Origin of the sequence: Mycobacterium sp. 94-17, assembly GCF_035617725.1 — a bacterium.
Classification (GTDB): Bacteria; Actinomycetota; Actinomycetes; order Mycobacteriales; family Mycobacteriaceae; genus Mycobacterium.
The window spans coordinates 1-1877 of the sequence record NZ_JAPIYN010000054.1 but is presented as its reverse complement, the minus strand read 5'-3'; the positions used below and the strand labels follow the sequence as shown (position 1 = coordinate 1877).

Annotated in this window: 1 protein-coding gene; it reads right to left on the bottom strand. The window is 70.9% G+C overall.

Going from position 1 to position 1877, the window contains the following annotated elements; translation table 11 throughout:
- On the bottom strand, nt 1-1877 hold a 1877-nt coding region (locus OQ789_RS25565), incomplete at both ends, for a condensation domain-containing protein (protein ID WP_324689181.1).

Below are 1877 nucleotides of genomic sequence, written 5' to 3'. Positions count from 1 at the left end.
AGCAGATCGATCGAGGACAGCCTCCTGGCGGGGTCGGCGGTCATCGCCATCAACACCCGCTCGAGGCGGTCGATCAGGGTGTCGATGGTGGCGGCGTCGAACACATCGGTGCGGAACTCGACCTCCCCGCCGATCCCGGCCGGGGCACCGGTCGGGGTCCAGCGCGGAGCCAGCGACACCGTCAAATCCATCCGGGCGGTACCGGTCTCGGCGGCCAGCGCGGTCACCCGCAGGCCGTCCCCACCGAGCCCGCCGTCGAGTGGGGTGGGCGGGGTGGGGAAGTTCTGCCAGTTCACCACCACCTGAACCAGCGGGTGATGGGCCAGGCTGCGGACCGGGTTGAGCCGCTCCACCAGCACCTCGAACGGCACATCCTGATGCTCGTAGGCGGCCAGGGCCCGCTCGCGGACCCGGCCCAACAACTGGGCCACGGTGGGATCCCCCGACACATCGACCCGCAACACCAAGGTGTTGACGAACACCCCCACCAACTCCTCGAGCACCGGGTCAGCGCGCCCGGCGATCGGGAACCCCACCGCCACCTCGGTGCCGGCGCTGAGCCGGGCCAACACCACCGCCACCGCGGCCTGCACCACCATGAACCCGGTCGCGTGATGCTCGGCGGCCAGCCGGGCAATGCCCTGCTGCACCGCGACCGGCCACTCCAGCGCCACCCGCGCGCCGCGGTGATCGGCCACCGCCGGGTAAGGCCGATCCGTGGGCAACACCAGCCGCTGCGCCATCCCCGCCAACGCGTGCTGCCAGTAAGCCAACTGCCCGCCGATACGACTATGCGGATCGTCGAGATCCCCGAACCAGGCCCGCTGCCACAGCGTGTAATCGGCGTACTGCACCGGCAGCGGCGCCCACCCCGGCACCCGGCCCGCACACCGGTGCGCGTAGGCCACACTCAAATCCCGCAGCAGTGGGGTGATCGACACCCCGTCGGCGGCGATATGGTGCACCACCGCGGCCAACACATGCTCCTGGGCGCTGACACGGAAAAGTGTCGCCCGCACCGGGAGGTCGGTCGCCAGATCGAACGGGTCACACACCACGTCCTGGATCGCCTGCGCCAACCGGTCCGCGGGCCAGTCACCGGCCTCAATGACCCGCCAATCGACCTCGGCCCGCCCGGCCGCCACCACCTGCTGGCGCGGAATGCCCTCGACCGCGGGAAACCGGGTACGCAGACTCTCATGGCGGCCCACCACATCGGCCAGCGCCGCCCCCAACGCCGCCTCGTCGAGGTGCCCCTGCAGCCGCAACGCCACCGGCATGTGATACATCGCCGACGGCCCCTGCAACTGGTCGATAAACCACAACCGGGACTGCGCGAACGACAACGGCAGCACCGCCGGACGCGGCCCCGCCACCACCGGCGCACCCCGGCCCGCCGGCCCACCCAGCCGGCGCGCCAACTGCGCCACCGTCGGCGTCTCAAACACCGCCCGCACCGCCAACCCCGCATCCAAACCGGTATTGACCGCCGCGATCAACCGCATCGCCGACAACGAATCCCCACCCAAATCGAAAAACGACTCCTCGGCCCCGACCCGCTCCACCCCCAACACCTCGGCATACATCCCCGCCACGATCTCCTCCGCCGGCCCAGCCGGGGCCCGCGAGCATCCCCCGCCGTACTCCGGAGCCGGCAACGCGCGCTTATCGAGCTTGCCGTTCACCGTCAACGGCACCGCGTCGATGACCACGACCGCGGCCGGCACCATATAACCCGGCAACCGCTCGGCCAGCCCGCCCCGCACCATCACCGGATCAGCCGTCCCGGTGATATAGCCGACCAGACGCCTATCCCCCGGGCGATCCTCACGGGCAATCACCACCGCCTGCCCCACCCCGTCTACCGCCGCCAGCGC